We start from the raw sequence: 20,132 nt of genomic DNA, 5'->3' as shown, positions 1-20,132 counted from the left end.
CGGGCGAGCCCAGCGCCGCACTCGGCCTCCGCTCACCGGGGCCGGCGGGCTTTGGCGAGGGCGACGATCTGCCGGGCAAGGTCTTCCACGTTGCTCCCGCTCAACCCCGCGGCGCGCAGCTGCTTTTTGACCTTCAGTCGCATCTCGCGCTGGATGTCGTCCTTGGTCTCCCAGTCGACAAGCTCGGTGTGCGGGGCGATCGCGTCGTCGATGAGGTCGGCCAGATCCCGGTTGGGCGAGTAGCCGCTCGGCTCCCGGTCTTCGGCGACCATGGGCCGGCTCTGATCGAGCAGACCGTAGATCGCATAGCCCGACTCGGACAGCCCCAGCGCGCCGGCCGAGCTCGACTGGCCAGTGTTCGCGGAGTCGTAGAGCGCTTGCAGCAGCGAGAGCTGCTGGGCGTCGTCGATCCGCTTGTCCTTGCGCTGCCGAATGATGTCCTCGAGCCGCTCGCGCAGCGACTGATAAAACACCGGGTTCTCCTCCAGCTTCACGTGAATCTCGTGGCGGATCGCGTGCTCCATCTCGCTGGCCTTGGCCTTCTTGGTCTTCAAGGCCGCCAGCTTGTCGTCGAAGTCCTTGGAGAACAGCGAGACCTCCTTCACCAGGATCTCGACGCCGTCGGCGATGATCGCGTCTTCGATCAGCTTGCGGACCTTGGCGCCGCAATCCGAGATGTCGAGGGCGCCGTCGCGGTAGCGGGCCCGCGCAGCCTGGCGGATCTTGCCGAGCCAGCGAGCGTCGTCGGCGAAGGGCAGCGCCTTCGGGTCGGGGTAGAGCATGTCCAGGCTCTGGGCGAAGCGGCGAAACGCGATGTCAAACTCGGCGCGGACGTCCTCGGGCTCGAGCACGGCCACGCAGGCGTTGAGGTCGTGCTTGTCGCCGACGCCGTCGAACAAGCGCATCGCCGCCTGGTGACGCTGCTCGAGGCGCGGGAGTTCGTCCTGCTTGGGCTCGAGCGCGCCCTCTACATCGTCGGGTGAGAACACGGCGAGCGCGTCCTGAAGCGCCTGCGAGACCCCCCAGTAGTCGACGATCAGCCCGTAGTCCTTGCCCTCGTCCCGGCGGTTGGTCCGGGCGATCGCCTGCAGCAGGTTGTGCTCGCGCAGCGGTGTGTCGAGGTACAGGACCTGCTCGACCGGCGCGTCGAAGCCGGTCAGCAGCATGTCGCAGACGATCAACAGGGCCAGCGGCTCGCTCTTGTCCTTGAAGCGCTCGACCTGGCGATCTTGCTCGTCCTTGCGCAGGTGATAGCGGGCCAGCTGCGCGGTGTCGTTGTGGGCCGCGGACATGATCAACACCGACTCGGGCGCGTTGATGTCGTCCAGGGTCTCTTTGTAGAGCGCGGCGGCCTCCCGGCTGACGGCGACGATCTGGGCCTTGAACCCGTTGGGCTCAATGTACTTCTGGTAGTGCTCGAGGATGTCCAGGCAGATCGTCCTGATCCGCTGGGGCGCGGCGGCGATCGTCTGCTCGTTGGCGTACTTCTTCCGGATCGCGGCCCGCTCCTCCTCGCTGCGATCGGCGAACACCCGATCGAACAGCTTGTCGAGGTTTTGACCAAGCACCCGCACTTCGGGCAGCCGGCCCTCGTAGAAGATCGGCACGGTCGCGCCGTCGCGCACCGCCTGCTCGATCGTGTAGGTGTCAATATAGGGCCCAAAGGTCTCGAGCGTGCTCTTGTCTTTTTTGTCGATCGGCGTGCCCGTAAACCCGAAAAAGCAGGCGTTGGGCATGGCCTTGCGCATGTTGGCCGCGAGCCCGCGATACTGCGAGCGATGGGCCTCGTCGACCATGACCACAACGTTGGAGTCCGTGGTCAGCTCGGGGTGCTCGGATGGTTTCTGGCGCCGGGTCTTGGTGGTGGCCGTTCTCGACGCGGCGTCCTGAAACTTCTGAACCGTGGTCGTGATGGTCTTGCCCGTGGCGTGGGTCAGCAGCCCGCGCAGGTGCTTGACGCTCTTGGCCCGCTCGGGGTTGGGGAACCCGCAGGCCACAAAGGTGCCCGAGATCTGCTTGTCGAGCGCGGTGCGGTCGGTGACGATCACCAGCGCGGGGTTTTGCAGGGTGGAGTCGCGGCGCAGCTTGAGCGCCAGCCACAGCATGGTCAGCGACTTGCCGCTGCCCTGCGTGTGCCAGACCACGCCGCCGCGCTCGCTGCCGGTCCCGCTGCGCATCCGCTCGATCGCCCGGTTGACCGCGATGAACTGCTTGTAGCGGCACAGCTTCTTGACCTTGCGCCCGCCCTCGGTCTCGAAGGTGACGAAGTTGCGGATGATGTCGAGCAGGTTGGCCGGCGCGAGCATGCTCGCCAGCAGGGTGTCCTGCGGCGTGGGCGTGCGACCCAGCAGCTGCTCGAGCTGGGCGGGGCTGCGCGGGTAGGACTCCTTCCACTCGAAGAAGAAGCGCGACGGCGTGCCCGTGGTCCCATAGCACGCCGCCTGCTCGCACGCGCCAATCACGATCTGCACGGTCTCGAATAGCTTCGGCGCGCCCTCGCCCTTCCACTCTGTGTCGGCCTCTTGGTAGCGGTGAAGCTGCTTGATCGCCTCTTGCCGCCACTTGTCGCCCTTTGTTGGGCTCTTGCACTCGATCACGACCAGCGGCAGGCCGTTCACGAAGCAGGTGATGTCGGGGTAGATGTGGCGTTTGCTGCCGTGGACTTTGTATTGGCGGACAACGAGGAAGTCGTTGTTCGCGGGGGTGTCGAAGTCGAAGAACCGGACGGTCTGGCCCTTGCGGCCCGCGCCAAGGTCTTGCTCGACGGAGAGGCCGTAGGTCAGGTGATTGTAGAGGATCTCGTTGGCCTCGGTCAGGTTGACGGCGAGGACGTGGGTGATCTGCTTGATGGCCTTGGCGAGGCTGGTGGGGGACAGCCACGGGTTGAGGCGTTGCAGCGCGGTGGACAGACGCGGGGTGAGGATCGTGTCCTTGAGGGTGGCGCGCTCGGACTCGAGGAGCTCGGCGGGGGCCTCGGTGTAGCCGAGCTTGCGCAGGAGGGCTACTGCGGGGGCTTCGGAGCGCTTTTCTTCGTTCCAGATGGGGGTGGTCATGGGGTGGGGTTCACTCGGAGTTCGCCGGTTAGTAGGACGGACATGAGGGCTTGTTTCACGGTGGTGAGTTGATCGAGAGCCGCAATGTCGTTTGCTATCCTTGCCTGCACGAGCGAAATACGAGCTATAACAGCTCGCTGTTCGTCGACCGACGGGAGGGGAATCCTGAGTTCTTTGAGTTGAGTTGAATTGATGGAAGCGAGGTTGGTAGTTTGTTTCGCTGAATCGAGAAAGTACTTCTTCCCGCGCTCTGATGACCCGTAGTAGCTCAAGAACCAGGGGCACAGGCGATCGGCGTGCGTGGCCACCGCGAAGACATGGTTTTGGTGCAGGCACGGTGACACGGAACCGTCCCAGACCGCCCCGCGACCAAGTTTATCTGCATCTCCGCCTTCCGTGAACAGCACATCTCCAGCACGAAGCTCGTATCGGGATACGCTCTCTGTGTTCACACGAATGGTCTTCAACTCGCGCAGGTCAACATATCCATCCTGAACATTCGCTACACGAAGGTACGGCAAGCTCTGATCGCCTGCGTTCTTCTTGTTCTTCGCAATTCCAGTTCGAACGGTTGCGACATCCTGAAGCTCCACCACCTCCCACGACGCCGGGATCTCGCCGATCTCGGTCTGCTTGAACTTCTTGTGGCGCCCGGGGAGACCGCGGGTGAGCAGCTCCTGCATCAGGCCCTTCTTGACCACCTGCACCTGGTCGATGACCCCCTGCGTCTTCTCGATGGCCTCGTCCACCGACGACAAGATGGCCGCGATCTTCCGCTGCTCCCCAATCGGCGGCAGGAGTAAAGCAGCCTGCCCAACGCCTTGCTGATTCACTGAAGGCAGCGCACCTGGCTGCACCAGCGTTGCCATATCGAAACTGGTCGACCAATAGTAGAGGAACTCCGACACCACCCGCAGCGGCGTCAGCGCCATAATATTGTTGTCCAAAGCCGTCGGCTTCACCAGTAGCCGACGCTTGTTGGTCAACAGTGCGGCGCCCACCTTCGGGAAGACCACCGTTCCTGCCGGAAATGTCCGTCCCCGAAGGCGGGCAAGAAGAGCTGCGTCCACTGAATTCACTGAAGTATGGATGTACTTGGTATTCTGCGGCGCGTTCATGTCACTAACCTTGATGAATGGAATAGGAAGGTTCATTCCCCCTTGATGTTCCTTCGGAAATGCGGACCCACCACCCAAGTGGGCCACTTCCCGAACCAGAAACTTCTTCCACCCCTCAGGCAAGCCCATAACCCAACTCCTCCAGAAACGCATTCATCCGCCCCTCAGCCTCCCCGCGCTCGCGCTCCAACTCCCGCAACCGCGCCACCGCCTTCCCCAGATCCACCTTCACCTCCGCCTCGGCCGTGTCCACGTACCGCGAGATGTTCAGGTTCCAGTCATTCTTCTCAATCTCCGCCAACTCCACCACCCGCGCGTACTTCTCGACGTCCGCGTACGCCTGGTAGGTCTTCGCAATCTTCTCAACATCCCGATCGCGCAGGTAGTTCTGATTGCTGCCCTCCTTGAACTCGCGCGAAGCGTCGATGAACAACACCTTCCCCTCGCGCCCCTTCGCGCGCTTCCTCGCCAGCACCAAGATCGCAGCGGGGATCCCAGTCCCGTAGAACAGGTTGGGCGGCAGCCCGATCACGGCCTCGAACAGATCCTCGCGCAGGATCGCCTCGCGGATCCGCCCCTCCGAAGCCCCCCGAAACAGCACGCCGTGGGGCATGACCACGCCCATCTTCCCCTCCGCGTTCACGGTTGCCAGCATGTGCTGCACGAACGCCAGGTCGCCCTTGCCCTTGGGTGGCACGCCAAACCGAAACCGCCCATAGCGGTCGCCCTCGGCCACCTCCTGCCCCCACTGGTCCAGCGAGAACGGCGGATTTGCAATCACCCGATCATACAAGATCAGCTCCCCACCCTCGACCAGCTTGGGCTCGCGGATCGTGTCGCCCTTCTCGATCCGCGTGCTCGGCCGCTCGTGCAGCAGCATGTTCATCTTGCAGATCCCCCAGGTGCCCAGGTTCTTCTCCTGCCCGTGCAGCGTCACGTTCTGCGGGTTGCCGCCGTGGGCCTGGATGTACTTGGTGCACTGAATGAGCATGCCGCCGGACCCACAGGTGGGGTCGCAGATGCGCATGCCCTCGCCGGGTGCAAGCACCGCGACGATCGCCTCGACCACCTTGTGCGGCGTGTAGAACTCGCCGCCCTTCTTGCCCGCGTCGTCGGCAAACTTCTCAATCAGATACTCGTAGGCCCGGCCAAGCATGTCGGGCTGCTCGAGCTCGGAGTTGCGCAGGCGCAGCTTGCTAAAGTGCTGAACCAGGCGGCCCAGCACCGAGTCGCGGTTCTTGGTGTCGCCAAGCCGGTTGGGGTCGTTGTAGTCAATGCCCAGCAGCACGCCCTCGAGGGCATCGTTCTCTTCTTCGAGCTTGGCGCAGGCAGTGTTGAGTGCCGTGCCCACATCTGTAGATTGCTGCTGCAGGTTGGACCAGCGGGCCTGGGGCGGGACAAAGAACTGGTGGTAGTCGCGGTCCTCCCACGCGACCTCCGGGTCCTCGCCCTCGGCGACCAGCTTCTCGGCCTCCTCCTCAAAGCGATCGGACAGGCGCTTGAGGAACATCAGGCCAAAGATGAAGCTCTTGTAGTCGCTGCTGTCGATGCTGCCGCGCAGGATGTCGGCCGCCGACCACAGGTACTTCTCGAGCTCGGCGACGGTCAGCTTGCGGTCGCGGGGCAGCTCGTCCTGGCCGCTGTCGTTGGTGACCACCGCGTTGCGCCGGGGCTTGGCGGTGCGGCCGGTCTTCTTCTTGCTGGACTTCTTCTTGCCAGACTTCTTTTTGGAAGTCTGTTGGACCGGCCGGCTGGGCGCGGCCGCCGGGCTGCTCGCGTCGCGGCCAAGGATGCGATCGGCGATCGGCTGCTTCGCCCGCCCGCCGTCGTCGAGCCCGTGAGCACGGCAGATCTCCTTGAGTTCGTCGCGGCTGAGCAGCTCGAGCACCTTCTCGAAGCTGGCCCGCTTCGACCGCGCGAGGCCGTCGATGAACGCGTCCTTGGCTCGGTTCTGGGCGATGCCAAGTTCGAAGCCGTTCGCGATCTCCACGAGGCGAGACTTGGTCAGGGTGTCGAGGGCAGAACGTTGGTCCACGCGTGACAAGGCCCCAAGGATAGGTCGCGGCGGGGTTGCCGGTCCAGCGCTCGAGACCCACGGTGTGCCGCGCGACTTCGGCCAACGACGCTTCATCCTCGGCCTCGAGCCGGCCGGCGCGGCGGCGGGCGGTGGGCTTGATCCCGAGCGCCACGAAGGCGTCGGCGACCCCCGCGTAGACACGGGCCCACTCGCCGCTGGCCGCTCTGGTGCCGCCGCTCAACGCTCCCAACGCCTGCCCTCGTGCCCCTGCGGTGCATTGCGCTTGACATGCGCGTTTTGCACATGTCAGGGTGAAACGCGATGTCGTTCGGAAGACTGCACGGTATTGGGCTCGGCTTGGCGGTCGTCGTGCTGCCGGCCTGCTCGAACGATGACCCCATCCCGCCGCTTGGGGGCGAGACCGGAAGTGTGGATGAGGAGCCACTTCCGGGCGGCGATGACTGCGAGGCGAACTGGTACGCGATCGACGGCGAGCCCGTGCCGAACCAGCAGCGTGGGCCTGAAGCGCTGAGCGGCTCGCTGGCCACATACCAGAGCCGCATCGAGTTCACCGCGCCTCCGCAGCGCCCCCGGACGTATGAACCTATCCCCGTGGATCCGGTATTTGCGGACATGAGCTTCGAGACCTTCGCCGCGCGGCACGGCGAACGTGCAGGCGACCACTGGTTCGTAGAGGGCGATCAGGCGATGACCGACGCCGACTTTCGCTCGCTATATGAGTGGCTGCGCACCGAGGCGAGCGCGGCCGCGCCCCATACGCCCGTACCGGTTGCAGCTACCTATGCCGAAGAAGGTTTCGACGCCGCATGGAGCTCGGGTCGCAAGCTCTCGCTCACATGGTGCGTCGGCCGAGTCATGCCCTCACCGTCGACCAACGAGGAAGACCACGAGGCCCACTATGCGCACCTCGTCGAGACGGTCGAGTGGGCCACGCGGGCGTGGGAGCGGGCCGGCGACGTCAACTTCATTCATCTGAGCGAGTACGACAGCCCCGAAGCCCAGGCATCCGGCGCGTGCCAACCCGGCGAGAACGGGATCCATTTTCGCGTGCGCACCGGGCCCGAGTGCACGGGGCCCTGCGGCGGCAAGACCTATCCAAAGGCGCTCCCGCAGTACGAATTTGTCGACCCAGACGAACTCGATGGGGACGCGGAGATCGTGTTTGGGCTGCAGCGCTTCTTCTCGAACGTGACCGAAGGCCGGATCAACGCGCTGCACGAGCTCGGCCACATGATCGGGTTCACGCACGAGCACCTTCGCTGGATCGACGAGCAGGAACCCAACAATCTCGCCTGCAGCGCGCTCGGGAACATTGAGTGGCGCGGGCTGACGCCCAACGACCCAGACTCGGTGATGGGGGTCGACTCTTGCGTCGGTGTCAACAACAACCTCCCGCGGCTCTCGGCATGGGATCGTCTGGGCACGTATTATCAATACACCTGGGGCCGGCGGCGCGCGTCGATGATGGGCGTTGTCAGCCAGGTCGACGACTACGCCTATGACGGTACCGGGCAGACGGGGATCCTGTGGCAGTCCAGCCGCAGCGCGCAGATCCAACGCTGGACCTCCGCGAGAACACCTGGGAACGCGATCGAATTCCTGGTTGACGAGCTGTGTGCGAACGGTGGAGTGCCGCCGTGCGATGGGCCGTACGACAGCGAGGGCCGAGTCCGTCCGATCCCCGCGCTGCTCAGCGGGGGGGCGAGCGACCTCGACGTGCTGTTCTATGGCTCGGGACAGGTGCTCGAGGACGCGGTGGCGATCAACGATGGCACCAGCCTCGTGCCGCTGAACCTGGATCTGGATTGGTTCGCGGTGCCGGTGGTGGGCAGCTTTGGCTCGGGGAACGGGGATCAGATCCTGCTGTACCGGCCCGGGGCAGAGCAGGACGCGCTGCTCGTGCTCGACGATGGCAACGTAGCGACGTACCCGATGAACTTTGCCGGGTACGGGTACCCGCTCGCGGGGCGTTTTCGCGGGTTTGGCGGCGGACGGAATGACATTGTTTGGTATGAGCCGCATAGTCATGGCGTGTCGTCCTGGCAGTGGGATCACCAAGACTTCGAATTCGCCGCCAACAGTCCATTCGATGGCGAGGCGCTGGGCCTCGAACAGGGCATGGAGTACATGCCGATCCTTGGCGACTTCAACGGTGACGCCCTGACAGACATTTTTTGGTATTCTGCTGGTGACGGCGCGGACATCATGTGGTGGTCACAGAGCGACATGGACTCGATCATCTTCTCGGCGGCGAGCGCAGAAGTCACTCACGACTACCGTCCCTTTGTCGGCGACTTTGACGGCAACGGGACCGAAGACATCCTCTGGTTTGCCCCCTACGCGGAAGCGGTACAGGTGACGTCCAAGATCTGGTACTTCACCGAGCAAGAAACCTATACGTCCCAAACCTTGTCGACGCGGCAAGACTACAGCCCCTACGTGGCCGACTTCGACGATGACGGATGTTCTGACATCCTGTGGTACAAACCCGACGACCCGAGCATGGAGAGCCCGCTGTGGCGATGTTTGCCAAACGAACGGGACTTTGCCTGCGAGCCACCGCTCGTCACGCCAGCTGCCGCGTATCCCGTGGGTTTTGGAGGAGCCTACTAATGCGAGGTCGAGTCATGCTTTCATTGTGCCTTCTCGCCGCGTGCAGCGACCGCCCCGTGGAGTCTAACTGCGACGGCATGTGTCAGCCCGCCGGTCCCAAGTATCCCGGCGTCGGCGAATGCCAAGAGGGCGTATGTACGCCGACCTACGCGGAGTGCTCAGATCAGAGTGACATTTCGACCTGCGCCGAGGCATGCGAGGAGCAGGGAACTTCATGTGTCGCCAATGGGTGTGGCGGATACACCTACCGGATTTACGCGAACTTCGAGTGGTGTGAAGATCCCGCCCGAAGCGGTTTCGAGGTCGAGCGCGAGTGTGACGAGCCGATTGACTGGCAGTTCAACTCCGCGGTGAAGTGCTGCTGCGAGCAGGAGTAGATCTCGAGGGATCCGCGGCCAACGAGCGGGTGTTGTCGGTGCTCGAAGGGCTGACTCAACGTTGAAGGCGGTGCGAAGCATCGTTTCGTGCCGCGTCGTCTGCCTGTTGACCGTGCGTGCTGCCACGCGAGTCCGTGCAGCGCGAGTCGCGGCCGCAACCGTGCGGCCTACAAGGCGTCGCGGTCACGGAAGCCGGCGGCCAAGGTTGGCGCCTGCCCACCCAACCGCGCTCCCCCTCGCGCGAGCCCCACCAGCCACAGACCCACGATCCGTTTGCCGCCGGCACCGGCATCGCGGATGCTGTGCCGCGCATGCCCGCACGCGAGACCAAGCCGCCCGCCGGCGATCTCGAGGTCCTCGAGGGCGTCGTCGAGCGCACGGTCTTCCACGCGCCAGACAGCCGCTGGACGGTGCTGCGCGCCAAGGTTGCAGGCGAGGTCGCGCTCGTGACGATCGTCGGGCGCAGCGCCGGGATCGAAGACGGCGCAGACTTCAGCGCCCACGGTCGCTGGACGGTCCACGCCACCCACGGCCGGCAATTCGCGTTCGAGGCGCTCAAGCTGCGCCGGCCCACGACGGCGGCCCAGATCGCGGCGCGGCTGCGCACCTACCCGGGCATCAAGGAGGTCATGGCCGAGCGGATCGTCAAGCGCTTTGGCGCCGACACCCTCGACGTGCTCGACCGTGAGCCGCGGCGCCTGCTCGAGGTCGCGGGACTCGGCGACAAGACGCTGGCCAGCATCACCGAGCATCACGAGCAACGGCAGGGCCCGGTCGCCGAGCTCGAGAACCGGCTGCTCGAGCTCGAGGCCTCGCCGCGCCTCGCCGATGCCCTGCACAAGCGCTACGGCGATCAGGCCATGGCGATGCTCGAGCATCACCCCTACCGGCTCGCGCGCGAGGTCTATGGCATCGGGTTCCAGACCGCCGACAAGATCGCGCGGGCGCTCGGCGTGGATCTCGAGAGCGACGAGCGGGTCGACGCGGGCTTGGTCCATACCCTGGAGAAAGCCCAGAGCGATGGCCACTGCGCGCTGCCGCCGGCCCAGCTGCTCGAGGACGCGCGGCGCATCCTCAGGCTGCCCGCGCCGCTGCTCGACGCCGGCATCGATCGCCTGGTCAACGAGGGCGAGCTGATCCCCCGCCTGCGCCCACCCGGCTCTCAGCCCGAAGAGCTGTACTTCTTGCGGCGCTTCGACGAGGCCGAGGACAACCTGGTCGCGAACCTGCTCGATCTCGCCTGTACCCCGCGCGAGGCGTGGGAGATCGGCGAGCTCCCCGAGCACCTCTCGGATGGCCAACGCCGCGCCGTAGAGGCGATTGCCTCATCGGGCGTAGCGATCCTGACGGGCGGCCCCGGGACCGGCAAGAGCACCGTGATCGCCAACGTGATCGAGGTGGCCAAGCGCGCCAGCGTGCCCTTGCTGCTGGCCGCGCCAACCGGCCGCGCCGCCAAGCGACTCGAGCAGACCACCGGCGAGTCCGCGCGCACCGTCCATCGCTTGCTCGAGGTCCGGCCCGACACCGGCGAGTTCACCTACTGCGCCAACAACCCGCTGCCCGACGGCCTGGTCGTGATCGACGAGAGCTCGATGCTCGACCTCGAGCTCGCCGAAGCGCTGATCACCGCCCTGACCGCGAAGAATCGGTTGCTGTTGGTCGGCGACGCGGATCAGCTGCCCTCGGTCGGGCCTGGCAACGTGCTGCGGGATCTGATCCGGGCGGCCGAAGCTGACGCGGCGTCGCCGATCCCGGTTGTCCGCCTAGACACGATCTTCCGCCAACAAGAGGGCTCGACGATCGTCGGCAACGCCCATCGGGTCTTGCATGGCCAGGCGCTCGCGCCCGACGAGGCCAGCCGCGGCAGCGAGGGCGAGTTCTTCTTCTTGCGGGCCAGCGACGCCGAGCGAACCCACGACAAGATCGTCGAGATGGCAGCCGAGCGAATCCCCTCGGCGTTTGGGTTTGATCGGGTGTCCGAGATCCAGGTGCTGTGCCCCATGCACAAGGGCCACGCTGGAACCGAGGCATTCAACCGCGCGCTGCAGCAGGCCTACACCGGCGAGCGCGAGGGCCTCGACGCCCCGGGGCCGCGCGGCGAGGGTGGTCGGGTGTTCCGCCTGGGCGATCGGGTCATGCAGATCCGCAATGACTACGAGCGCAACGTGTTCAACGGCGACATTGGCGTGGTCACCCGGATCGTCGCCAACGCCGGCACGCTCACCGTCAGCTACGACGGTCACTTCGCCACCTACGAGCGCAAGGAGCTCGGGGCGCTGCGCCTGGCCTACGCGATCTCGATCCACAAGAGCCAGGGCAGCGAGTTTCCGGCCGTGCTGATCCCGATGCTGACCGAGCACCACGTGATGCTGCGCCGCAACCTGCTCTACACCGCGATCACGCGGGCCAGGCGGCTGTGCGTGATCGTGGGGGACCCCCGCGCGATCCAGCGGGCGGTTCGCCAGGCTGACGCCGCGCAGCGCTGGACCGGCCTGGCCGAGCGCACGCTCGCCGTGCTCGAGTCCAGCCGGGTCTTCTAGCCGCAGATCACTTCCATGGACTGCGTGGGCCCGTTGCAGGTCGGGGTGTTGATGCCGCCCCAGTTGAGGTTGTTGATGCACGGCCTGACCGTGTAGGCGGGGTCGGTGCACTGGCACACGCCGTTGCCTTGCGCGTTGACCTCGGGGCCGTTGCCGCAGTTGCCAACGTTCCAGGTGCGGCCGTCGCAGGCGACGTTGCTCACGGTCTGGGCGTTGCCGAGCGCCTGACAGATCGTGTTGGCGGCGGCGCCATTGCAGGTGACCCCGATCGGGTCGTTGCTGCCGCGGATCACGACCGTCGAGTACGGGCCCCCCATCGCGACCTGCGAGCGGAACGCGGTCCAAGCAACGCACTGCGCCGGGCTGTTTTGCCCCTGCGTGAAGCTTTCCAGATAGAACACGCCCATCCCCGTCGACGTGCAGTCGTTGGCGCAAAAGTCGTCGGGGTTCATGTTGCCGTCGTCGCACTCTTCAACGCCCATCTGCACGAACCCGTCGCCGCACACGGCCGGCTCGCAGGTGGTTGGGCAGGCGTCGGTGTCGATCATGTTGCCGTCGTCGCAGGTCTCCATGCCCTGCCACAGCACGCCGTCACCACAAAACGAGTCGGTGCACTGGGCCGTGCACGCGTCGTCGTCGGCCATGTTGCCGTCGTCGCAGTCCTCGTCTTGGGCGTGCACGACCCCGTCGCCGCAATATGCGACGGTGCAGTCGTTCTTGCAGTCGTCGTTGTCGTCCATATCACCGTCGTCGCACTCCTCCATGCCCTCCCACACGAAGTTGTCGCCGCACGAGGCGATCAGGCAGGGGCCCACGCAGCCGTCGGTGCTCAGGTTGTTCCCGTCGTCGCACTGCTCCGAGAGCATGTTGTGGTAGCCGTCACCGCAGACCGCGTAGGTGCAGTCGCCATCGCAGAACATGGTCTCATTGCCGACGTCACACTCCTCGCCCGGGTCGACCTTGCCGTCGCCGCAGTACGGGCCCGGATCGCCGTCGCCGTCGCCGTCCCCGTCGCCATCCCCGTCGCCGTCCCCGTCCCCGTCGCCATCCCCATCCCCGTCGCCGTCGCCGTCCCCGTCGCCATCTCCATCCCCGTCGCCGTCCCCGTCCCCGTCGCCAGAATCGGTCTCGGTCGTCATGAACGAAGTGAGGCTAGTCGTCGGGGCGTCCTGGACGGGGCAGCCAGCGAGCAGGGCGACGCTGGGGAGCACGAAAGCTGGGACATACAAAAATCGGCGCATGTGATCTCCTACGACAATTGAGTTCGCGAGAAAAGCACACTGCGAGCACACTGCGAGCACCCTGGCGCCCTCCACCACGCGACGCCCGATGATCGTGGGTTGCGGCCCCCGACGACCGTGGGTCAGCGTGCCCCAGTAGCTCCCAGGCACACGATGCGCCCTCACGGTACAGCGTTCGCCCAATTACCTCGGGGTCCAGAGTTCGTGGTATGCCGGCGGTCATGTCGGGGCACAGCAAATGGTCCACGATCAAGCGCAAGAAGGGGGCCACCGATGCGGCTCGTGGCAAGGTCTTCACCAAGATCGCCCGCGAGATCATGGTTGCCGCCAAGGAAGGCGGAGGTGATCCTGATGGCAACCCGCGGCTGCGGACGGCTCTCAACGCCGCGCGCGCGGCCAACATGCCCAAGGACAACCAAGAGCGCGCGATCAAAAAGGGCATCGGCGAGCTCGAGGGGGTCAACTTCGAAGAGCTGCTCTACGAGGGCCGGGGCCCCTACGGTACGGCGTTCGTCCTCGAAGTCCTGACCGACAATCGCAACCGCACCGTGCCCGAGCTGCGCCACATCCTTGGCAAGAACGGCGGCGAGATGGGCTCCGATGGCTCGGCCACGTGGATGTTCGATCACAAGGGGGTGATCATCGTCGCCAAGCAGGCGATCGGCGAGAACCAACTCATGGAGAAGTGCCTCGAAGCCGGCGCCGACGACATCCAGGACGAAGACGAGGTCTGGGTGGTCAGCTGCGAGTTCACCGGCTTCGCCGCGCTCGAGGCCGCGCTCGCCGAGCTCGAGCCCGAGAGCGCCGAGATCCAGTGGGTGACGAAGCCCGAGAACGCGCTCCCGCTCGAAGGTGAAGCGGCCGACGCCGTCGCCAAGCTGTGGGCCAAGCTCGACGATCACGACGACATCCAGAAGGTCTACTGCAACGCCGATCTCCCCGACGAGGTCATGGAAGCCAACGGACTCTGAGATGGACACGCTCGGCGCCCACCCAGTCCCCGCGCCTGCCGTGCCAGGCATGCCGGCGATCGGGGGCCGGCTGTTGGGCGTCGATCCTGGCACCCGCGTGGTCGGCTACGCGATCATCGACGTGCCCGCGCCGGGGCGGTTCGAGTACATCGAGTGCGGCGTGCTTCGGGTCCGCGCCCGCGACGACCTGCACGCGCGCCTGCTCGAGCTCGGCACCGGTCTGCGCGAGGTCATCACCGAGTTTCGGCCGGCCGCGCTGGCGATCGAGCGCGCGTTTCATGGGCTCAACGCCGCGAGCGCCCTCAAGCTCGCCGAGGCCCGCGGCGCCCTCAAGCTCGTCGCGCTCGAGCATGGGCTGCCGGTCAGCGAGTATGCGCCCGCGCGGATCAAGCGCGCCGTCGTTGGCAACGGCCGCGCCACCAAGGCCGAGGTCCAGGCCCGCGTGCGGCTGTTGTGTCGGCTCAGCAACATGCCAGAGTCCGACGCCGCCGATGCCCTCGCCATCGCGATCTGCCACGTGCAAGCCAGCCGCCTGCCCAACGTCGACCCCGAGCCGCGCGCGCAGCTGCGGCGGCAGCTGGCCCGCAAGCGCAAGCAAGGGCGGCGGTGACCTGGCCGGTTGGTTGGTCGGTGACCTGGGGTCCAGGCCAACGATCCAGTACGCTCAGTCGCCCGCGAGCGGACCCGAGCCCGCGGCGGCGCCAGTGAGAACATGATCGGTTGGATCAAAGGCAAGGTCGTGCGCCGCAACCCGGCGGGCGGCGTGATCATCATCGAGGCCCAAGGCGTCGGCTGGGAGCTGCTGGTCTCGCTGCAGACCCTCGCCGGGGTCCCCAGCGAGGGCCAAGTCGTCGAGCTGTGGATCCACACCAACGTGCGCGAGGACGCCATCCAGCTGTTTGGCTTCGCCGACGAGCGCGAGAAGCAGCTGTTTCGCATGCTGACGTCCGTGCCAAAGGTCGGCCCACGCAACGCGATCGCGGTGCTCGGCGGGCTCCCGGTGCTCGAGCTCGTCGAGTGCATCGCCGCGGGCGAGAGCGCGAAGCTGGTCAAGATCCCAGGGATCGGCAAGAAGACCGCCGAGCAGATCGTGCTGACGCTTGGCGACAAGGCCGTGACCCTGCTCGAGCTCATGCGCAGCGAGGGCGGCGAGCTGCCGGCCCAAGCCGAGCTGCCGGGCGAGGACGCTGCCGAGCTCGCCGCTGCGGCGCGCGAGGTGCTGTTGTCGCTTGGGTGGAAGTCCAAGCCCGTCGACAAGGCGCTCGCGCAGGTGATTCAGGAGCTCGGTGACGCGGCCAAGGGCGCGTCACTCGACGCGCTGGTGCGGCCCACGCTCGCGCGGCTGATGGAGCGCTGAGGGACCTGCCCGCCGCCCAACGAGCCCCTGCGTCGAACGCTGCGTCGACGTCGAGGGCGTCTGCCTCGGTGAGGGGGTGACGGCCTGCGTCGGCGAAGGTCCGGCTGCCGATGCCGTTGGCGCTGGCAGCGGCCTCCGGACCGATCAGGCGGCAGAGTCCGCCGCCCCCGCCTGCAGGATCCGCCAGCGAGAGCGGACGTCCCTGACTTCTCGGTCCGCGCCCTCCCGCAGGTGCTCTCGCGGCGTGTTCTCCATGGCACCTGAAGTGCATGGGCTCGTTCGGGCACGCAGACCATGACCGCTCCAATCGTTTCGACCCCCAACCTCGTCCTCCTCGTCGCCTTGCTCATCGCGCCGTCCTGCGCGCGCCGATCATCGGAGGGTCCACCCCAGGATTCGGTCTCGACAGCCAGGGCGGTCGATCCGTCCTTGTTCCTGGCGGCCGGGCTCGCGGGACCGGTGCAGGAGGTGCCTTGCACACTCGAGAGCGGCGAGTCCACGACTTGTCTGCGGATCGCGAGGAAGTCGGTCCCCTCGGACCATGCCCAAGGCCCCTGGTGCCCCAAGTCCGTCCACGACGGGCCCGAGGCCGGTGGCATCTGGCCCGAGGCCGGCACCGCGCACGACGTCACGGGCGAGTTCATAGCGAACCTCGCGACCTTCTATGGCGATTCGGCGTGGGCCCTCCACAACGAGGACGGAACGATCAACGTCACCGACACCGCCGAAGCGTGCGCGGCGGCGGCTCGGCCCGACGTGGACCCGGCGCTTCACAACCATTGCGTCGAGTGCCTCCCGACCTACCTGGCTCGAGACACGGTGGTCGAGACGCTGATCCCCAAGCTGCCGACCCGGGCCAAGTCACCCTCCCCCATCCGATCCAACATTGGACTTGCGCTCAATGGTGTGGAGTTCGCCGCCCCAGCGCCGACGCACGCCATCCTGGCCGCACACACGCTCGCCCCCTTCGACGACTGCGGAGGCCACATCAACATGCATGACGGCTACCACTATCACGCAGTGACGAGCGGCTGCCTCACGAGTATCGCCCAAGACGACGCCCACGCCCCGATGATCGGGTACGCCCTCGATGGCTACCCGATTCACGCCCGTGCAGGCCACGACGGCGCTGAACCAACAGATCTCGACGAGTGTCGCGGCCACATGGACGACACGAGGGGCTACCACTATCACGTGGCCGGCCCGGGCAAGAACCAAACCCTCGACTGTTTCACGGGTGAGATCGTTCAGGGCGCCGCCCGCCGTCCTCCCGGACCACCGCCGGGTCAGCCACCACGCGAGTAGGCCGCGAATCATCGCCCCCCCACCGATCTGCCATGCTCTTCGGCATGCTCTTCGGCATGCTCTTCGGCATGAACGCACGCATCCTGCCCGCCGCGCTCGCGATCGCCCTGCTCCTGCCCGCCTGCAAGCACGAGCAGGACACCGAAGCGGCCGCCAAGGCCGACACCAAGCTGGACGCCCCGGACCTCCCCGAGGGCCCCTACGCGGACCGCGACCCCGCCCTCGCCAAGCAGCTCGTCGACGCGGGCGCCCTGCTCCTCGACGTGCGCACGCCGGAGGAGTTTGCGAGCGGGCACGTCGAGGGCGCGATCAACATCAACCACGCTGACGTCCCCGCGCGGCTCGACGAGATCCGCGAGCTCGTGGGTGGTGATGTGCACAAACCGGTGGTCGTCTACTGCAAGTCCGGCCGCCGGGCGGGCATCGTCAAAGATCAGCTCGTGGACGCGGGCTTTGATCGCGTGACCAACCTCGGCGGTCTGAACGACTGGCCAGACTGATCCCCGGGTGCCCGCAATGATGCCGGATCCGCCCGCCGGATGCCCGGAGCTCGCAGCACGTCGGTGAGCTCCTCGTGAGTGGGAACGCCGAGCTCGTGAAAGGCGCACCGCTGTCACGGCCTGTTCACGGGCGCGACGCTGTCGGAAGCCCGCCAGCAGGTCGCCACCCCGCAGTCGGACCCCTGTGGTAGCGTACTCGCACGCCGAGCAGAGGGCTTTGGACGTCCGCAGCTTTCGAGTAGACCCCTGCGAGGACCTTGCCATGGACACAGCGAGCGGCGACCCCAACGAGTTCGAGATCGACGGCGTGCGGTACAGCTGGGACCGCGCGCGCGACCTGATGCTGATGAACGGCATGCCGGTGGTGGCGCTGCTGGTCGAGAGCACGTTCGCCGGCATGATGTGGGGCGTCGAGCGGATGGTCGGGGGCGAGCGCTTCGAGCTGGCGATGCAGGCCGCGGGCCGCCGCAGCGTCGAGGAAGAGTGGCGCACCTTCATCGCGCAGATGCCGGCGCCCGAGGTCGGCATCGCGATGCTCGGGGGCCTGACGCCGCTCGGCGGGCTCGGTCGCTGGCAGGTCGTCGAGTTCGACCACGAACTCCAGTCCGCCGTGTTTCGGGTGACCGCCGGGTTCGAGCCGATCTATCAAAAGAGCCTCGGCGTCGAGTGGGGCTCGGCGTTCATCGCTGGCAAGTTCGCGGGCTACTGCACCAAGGCGTTCGGTACCCACTGCTGGGCCGAGCAGACCCGGTTTGTCGTGCGCGGTGACCCACACGACGAGTTCGTGGTGCGCCCCTCGGACCGCAGCGTCGAGGACCGCCTCGACGCCATGCTGTTCACCGCGGAGTCGAGCGCCGCCGACCTCGCCGCGGCGCTCGAGCGGCTGCGTCGCGAGGTCGCGGAGCGCCGCGAGGTCGAGGCTCGTCTACGCGAGGAGGCCGAGGTCCGCCAACGCGTCGAGGAGGAATTGCGCGGGAAGCTCGAGATGATCGAGCGTCAGGCCGCGGACATCCGAGCCATGTCAACGCCCATCCTGCAGGTTGGGGCCGGGGTGCTCGCGGTGCCGGTGGTCGGCCGCCTCGACAGGCAGCGCGCCGAGGCGCTGATGGAGGGGCTGCTGCCCGCGGTGGTCGAGCGGCACGCGAGGGCGGCGATCCTCGATCTGACCGGCGCGGAGGCGCTCGACGCCACGGCGATCAACCTGTTGCTACGGCTGACCCGGGCGGTCAGGATGATCGGCGCGCGCTGCCTCATCTGCGGCATGTCGGCGCGGGCGGCCCAGACCGCCGTCAACCTCGACATCGAGCTGGACGGCCTGGTCGCGCACGCGACCCTGGAGGCGGCGCTGGACGCAGCGAAACGCGGGATAGCGAAGGTCGGCGTGGCCTGATCGAGTGGCCCGACGCAGTCCGTGGGAGCTCGACGGAGCGGACATGCGGGCGCTGTCGCGTGATCGAATCGCGCGGTTCTGGCACTCTCACACGCATGCGCTTCACGTCTTCACTTGCCCTGGTCAGTTCCCTCGCCCTGCCGCTCGTCGCCTGTGGCGACCCGATGTCCACGGATGACGGCAGTGCGGCCCACGCTGGCGTGTTCGCCGAGATCACCGACATGCCCGATGTCGGCATCGACGACGAGCAGGGCACCAGCGTGAGCGTGCGCGTGAACCTGACGCACATGGGGGGGCCCGCGGCCGAGACCATCGAGGTCGTGTCCGCGAGCCTCGGGCTCGACCTCGAGCCCTACGCCGACATCGAGCTGGCGGTGCCCGCCGACTTCCCGCCATTCGAGGGGCTCGCCGACGGGGACACCCATGAGCTGGTGCTGCGCGGGAGCATCCCCGACAACCACGATGACTGGGGCCTGTGCGGCGATCCGCAACAAGAAGCAGCCGACGCCCAGCGTGTCACGCTCGATCTGGTGCTGCTCGTGAAGCCGGGCGCCAACGATGACGAGGATGAGCTCGTGTTCGAGTCGCAAGCGGTGCAGATGAACTGCACCTTCACGGGTTGAGCTCGGGCGAGCGCCCGTCTTGGGCGTCTGGGGCCGGCCAGGCTGGCGAGCCCACGACCCGCGCGAACGCGGGCCCGCCGAACGAGCGGCCGCCGTCGCGGTAGGCGTGGGTCGCCCAGAAGTCGCGGGGGTCCTGCGCGAGCACCAGCGTCCGCCCGTGGTCGCCATCGTTGACATGAAACGCGGTCGAGTTTGGCTCCTCGCGGACGTCGAAGAACAGCTCGATGCGGTCGCCGATGATCCGGTAGGTCAGCGACTCAGTCGACCAGTTGTCGAAGTCGCCGCGATGAAACCAGCCAACGCCGCGGCCGTCGATCGCGGTCGCGGCCAGCTGGTACATGTGAAACTCGGCGCCGCCCGTGGCGAGGTTGCGGTAGTCGATCCAGAGCCGGTCCCCGATCCCGCTGGCCTGGTCTGGCTGGCTGCGCGCAGGTGGTTCGAACCCGTCGAGGTCGGACTCCACCTTGCGGTAGCGCGCGCCTGGCTCGTAGGGATCACCGCGCAGCGTCATGAAGGTCTGCCCGCGCGCGTCCTGCTCGAGCACGGCCGTGAGCGCGTGGGCGTCACCGCGCTTGCGAAACTGCAGCGAGACCCCCACGTGCCGCCCGGCAGGCTCGACGCTGTAGTCGAAGCTGTGGGTGTTGGCCAAGCCAACCTTGCCGTAGCGGTACAGGCCCTTGCCGTCACCGTGGAAGTACCAAAACCGCAGCGGCTCGCCCTCGCCGCGGGTCTCGTAGCGAGTCCACAGTCCACGCAGCGGATCCTCGGCTCGAGCGGGGGCCTCGCTGGCGGTCGAGGCTGCCTCGCGTGGCGCCGAGTCGAGCAGCGGCACCGCCAACACCGTCAGGCCCAGCGCAAGGCCGAGCGCGGCGCAAGGTGAGCAAGCGGCGGCACGCCGGCGGGGGCGGGTCGCGAGGGGGCGGGTCGAAGCGGGCAGCGAACGCCTAACGGGCATGCCGCAGTGTACCGGTTTGCATGGCCGTCGCGCCCGCGCGAGCATGACCGG

Annotated in this window: 15 protein-coding genes; 10 read left to right on the top strand and 5 right to left on the bottom strand. The window is 66.8% G+C overall.

Annotated elements, in window-relative coordinates; all coding sequences use genetic code 11:
• Positions 1–32: 32 nt before the first annotated feature.
• Genes DB30_RS33380 through DB30_RS33370 form a run of 3 tightly spaced genes read right to left on the bottom strand, consistent with a single transcriptional unit; the run spans position 33 to position 5,828 of the window.
• Positions 33–3,053 carry a type I restriction endonuclease subunit R gene (locus tag DB30_RS33380; RefSeq protein WP_052556743.1) on the bottom strand — a complete coding sequence of 1,007 codons (3,021 nt, stop codon included), beginning with the start codon at positions 3,051–3,053 and terminating at the stop codon, positions 33–35.
• The gene (locus tag DB30_RS33375; protein ID WP_165704070.1) at positions 3,050–4,300 is read right to left on the bottom strand and encodes a restriction endonuclease subunit S; all 1,251 of its coding nucleotides are present in this window, start codon (positions 4,298–4,300) and stop codon (positions 3,050–3,052) included. Before DB30_RS33375 ends, DB30_RS33380 begins: the two co-directional genes overlap by 4 nt.
• A complete protein-coding gene (locus tag DB30_RS33370; RefSeq protein WP_420870694.1) occupies positions 4,287–5,828 on the bottom strand; it encodes a type I restriction-modification system subunit M in 1,542 nt (513 codons plus the stop codon). Before DB30_RS33370 ends, DB30_RS33375 begins: the two co-directional genes overlap by 14 nt.
• 681 nt (positions 5,829–6,509) lie before the next feature.
• On the opposite strand from DB30_RS33370, the gene DB30_RS33365 reads away from it, so the two are divergent.
• The 3 genes from DB30_RS33365 to recD2 all read left to right on the top strand — a co-directional run bounded on the left by DB30_RS33365 (position 6,510) and on the right by recD2 (position 11,739).
• Positions 6,510–8,822, top strand: coding sequence for a hypothetical protein (locus tag DB30_RS33365; RefSeq protein ID WP_146661751.1), 2,313 nt, complete (start codon positions 6,510–6,512; stop codon positions 8,820–8,822).
• A gap of 77 nt (positions 8,823–8,899) precedes the next feature.
• Positions 8,900–9,199 carry a hypothetical protein gene (locus tag DB30_RS33360; RefSeq protein ID WP_146661748.1) on the top strand — a complete coding sequence of 100 codons (300 nt, stop codon included), beginning with the start codon at positions 8,900–8,902 and terminating at the stop codon, positions 9,197–9,199.
• A gap of 311 nt (positions 9,200–9,510) precedes the next feature.
• Positions 9,511–11,739, top strand: coding sequence for an SF1B family DNA helicase RecD2 (gene recD2, locus DB30_RS33355; protein ID WP_146661746.1), 2,229 nt, complete (start codon positions 9,511–9,513; stop codon positions 11,737–11,739).
• Here the strand turns inward: recD2 and DB30_RS33350 are convergent.
• Complete coding sequence (locus DB30_RS33350) at positions 11,736–12,980, bottom strand: DUF4215 domain-containing protein (RefSeq protein ID WP_146661745.1); 1,245 nt, start codon at positions 12,978–12,980, stop codon at positions 11,736–11,738. The genes recD2 and DB30_RS33350 overlap by 4 nt on opposite strands.
• A 221-nt stretch (positions 12,981–13,201) precedes the next feature.
• On the opposite strand from DB30_RS33350, the gene DB30_RS33345 reads away from it, so the two are divergent.
• The 7 genes from DB30_RS33345 to DB30_RS33315 all read left to right on the top strand — a co-directional run bounded on the left by DB30_RS33345 (position 13,202) and on the right by DB30_RS33315 (position 19,126).
• Positions 13,202–13,951: a YebC/PmpR family DNA-binding transcriptional regulator gene (locus tag DB30_RS33345; RefSeq protein WP_052556778.1), complete on the top strand. Its 750-nt coding sequence runs from the start codon at positions 13,202–13,204 to the stop codon at positions 13,949–13,951.
• Position 13,952: 1 nt separating this feature from the next.
• The gene (ruvC, locus tag DB30_RS33340) at positions 13,953–14,561 is read left to right on the top strand and encodes a crossover junction endodeoxyribonuclease RuvC (RefSeq protein WP_205633127.1); all 609 of its coding nucleotides are present in this window, start codon (positions 13,953–13,955) and stop codon (positions 14,559–14,561) included.
• Positions 14,562–14,663: 102 nt separating this feature from the next.
• On the top strand, positions 14,664–15,308 hold the full coding sequence (gene ruvA / locus DB30_RS33335; protein WP_052556731.1) for a Holliday junction branch migration protein RuvA: 645 nt from the start codon (positions 14,664–14,666) through the stop codon (positions 15,306–15,308).
• 459 nt (positions 15,309–15,767) lie between these two features.
• The gene (locus tag DB30_RS33330) at positions 15,768–16,613 is read left to right on the top strand and encodes a YHYH protein (RefSeq protein ID WP_205633126.1); all 846 of its coding nucleotides are present in this window, start codon (positions 15,768–15,770) and stop codon (positions 16,611–16,613) included.
• Positions 16,614–16,681: 68 nt separating this feature from the next.
• Positions 16,682–17,113 (top strand): rhodanese-like domain-containing protein, encoded by a 432-nt coding sequence (locus DB30_RS33325; protein WP_146661741.1) that lies wholly within the window; start codon positions 16,682–16,684, stop codon positions 17,111–17,113.
• A 262-nt stretch (positions 17,114–17,375) separates the two neighbouring features.
• Positions 17,376–18,503 carry an STAS domain-containing protein gene (locus DB30_RS33320; protein WP_052556727.1) on the top strand — a complete coding sequence of 376 codons (1,128 nt, stop codon included), beginning with the start codon at positions 17,376–17,378 and terminating at the stop codon, positions 18,501–18,503.
• A 95-nt stretch (positions 18,504–18,598) separates the two neighbouring features.
• Complete coding sequence (locus DB30_RS33315; protein WP_052556725.1) at positions 18,599–19,126, top strand: hypothetical protein; 528 nt, start codon at positions 18,599–18,601, stop codon at positions 19,124–19,126.
• On the opposite strand, the gene DB30_RS33310 is transcribed toward DB30_RS33315, so the two are convergent.
• Positions 19,116–19,958 (bottom strand): hypothetical protein, encoded by an 843-nt coding sequence (locus DB30_RS33310; protein ID WP_146661739.1) that lies wholly within the window; start codon positions 19,956–19,958, stop codon positions 19,116–19,118. The genes DB30_RS33315 and DB30_RS33310 overlap by 11 nt on opposite strands.
• Positions 19,959–20,132 lie beyond the last annotated feature (174 nt).

Source organism: Enhygromyxa salina, from assembly GCF_000737335.2.
GTDB classification, from domain to species: Bacteria; Myxococcota_A; Polyangia; order Nannocystales; family Nannocystaceae; genus Plesiocystis; species Plesiocystis salina_C.
Note: the sequence above shows the minus strand (reverse complement) of the source record. Positions and strands in the feature narration are given on the sequence as shown.

What these genes read in the sequence shown, in the direction of transcription:
- DB30_RS33375 (WP_165704070.1), bottom strand. Translation starts at nt 4,300, where the DNA reads ATGGGCTTGCCTGAGGGGTGGAAGAAGTTTCTGGTTCGGGAAGTGGCC.
- DB30_RS33315 (WP_052556725.1), top strand. Translation starts at nt 18,599, where the DNA reads ATGCGCTTCACGTCTTCACTTGCCCTGGTCAGTTCCCTCGCCCTGCCG.
- DB30_RS33325 (WP_146661741.1), top strand. Translation starts at nt 16,682, where the DNA reads ATGAACGCACGCATCCTGCCCGCCGCGCTCGCGATCGCCCTGCTCCTG.
- DB30_RS33350 (WP_146661745.1), bottom strand. Translation starts at nt 12,980, where the DNA reads ATGCGCCGATTTTTGTATGTCCCAGCTTTCGTGCTCCCCAGCGTCGCC.
- ruvC (WP_205633127.1), top strand. Translation starts at nt 13,953, where the DNA reads ATGGACACGCTCGGCGCCCACCCAGTCCCCGCGCCTGCCGTGCCAGGC.
- DB30_RS33345 (WP_052556778.1), top strand. Translation starts at nt 13,202, where the DNA reads ATGTCGGGGCACAGCAAATGGTCCACGATCAAGCGCAAGAAGGGGGCC.
- DB30_RS33380 (WP_052556743.1), bottom strand. Translation starts at nt 3,053, where the DNA reads ATGACCACCCCCATCTGGAACGAAGAAAAGCGCTCCGAAGCCCCCGCA.
- DB30_RS33320 (WP_052556727.1), top strand. Translation starts at nt 17,376, where the DNA reads ATGGACACAGCGAGCGGCGACCCCAACGAGTTCGAGATCGACGGCGTG.
- ruvA (WP_052556731.1), top strand. Translation starts at nt 14,664, where the DNA reads ATGATCGGTTGGATCAAAGGCAAGGTCGTGCGCCGCAACCCGGCGGGC.
- DB30_RS33360 (WP_146661748.1), top strand. Translation starts at nt 8,900, where the DNA reads ATGTGTCAGCCCGCCGGTCCCAAGTATCCCGGCGTCGGCGAATGCCAA.
- DB30_RS33365 (WP_146661751.1), top strand. Translation starts at nt 6,510, where the DNA reads ATGTCGTTCGGAAGACTGCACGGTATTGGGCTCGGCTTGGCGGTCGTC.
- recD2 (WP_146661746.1), top strand. Translation starts at nt 9,511, where the DNA reads ATGCCCGCACGCGAGACCAAGCCGCCCGCCGGCGATCTCGAGGTCCTC.